This is a genomic window from Pauljensenia sp. UMB6358 (assembly GCF_030216865.1).
Classification (GTDB): Bacteria; Actinomycetota; Actinomycetes; order Actinomycetales; family Actinomycetaceae; genus Pauljensenia; species Pauljensenia turicensis_A.
Window position 1 is genome coordinate 1 of sequence record NZ_JASOMS010000034.1, and the last position, 505, is coordinate 505.

Below are 505 nucleotides of genomic sequence, written 5' to 3' on the forward strand. Positions count from 1 at the left end.
CGCGTTCATTATCGAGGATTGGATCTGCTCGAATTTGATTTTGAGGAATTCGCCTATCCTGGCGGCCATACCCTCCGTAACATTCAGCTTTTCCACATCAACGGCGTGAGCGGCAAGCTTCGAGGTCGTAATAGACCCATCCTCAATTACGGTTTCTTGATCTAATGCGACGCGTAGTTTTGCGATCATCAGGTTCCCGCCGTGGCACTGGGCCACTAGCCGCGCGAACGGGGGCTTAACTAGACCGTGTGGGGTGATCTCGTATCTTCTGTGCTCCCAACTAGTAGGCAGTTCCTTCCAAGTTTGCGGGGGGAAAAGCCCCGTCCACGGATCACTAATACTTGGTGAACTAAAGTGTAAGAAGTCCCCGCCAGATACCGGCATAAATCCTATGCTCCCGTGGGCCCCTGACGTAGAGGCTTGCACCCAAAAATCAAGAACATACTTGCGCCCAGGCTCGAAAAGGATTCTGGTCTCGTTAGCTACCGTACTAGAGCTCCCGAAG

The 505-nt window shown here is 52.7% G+C and carries 1 protein-coding gene; it reads right to left on the reverse strand.

What is annotated here, in order from left to right; genetic code table 11:
- Window positions 1-189 (reverse strand): hypothetical protein (locus QP381_RS08505; RefSeq protein ID WP_285068497.1); only part of this gene is annotated, 189 nt, incomplete at its 3' end.
- Between the last annotated feature and the right edge of the window lie 316 nt (window positions 190-505).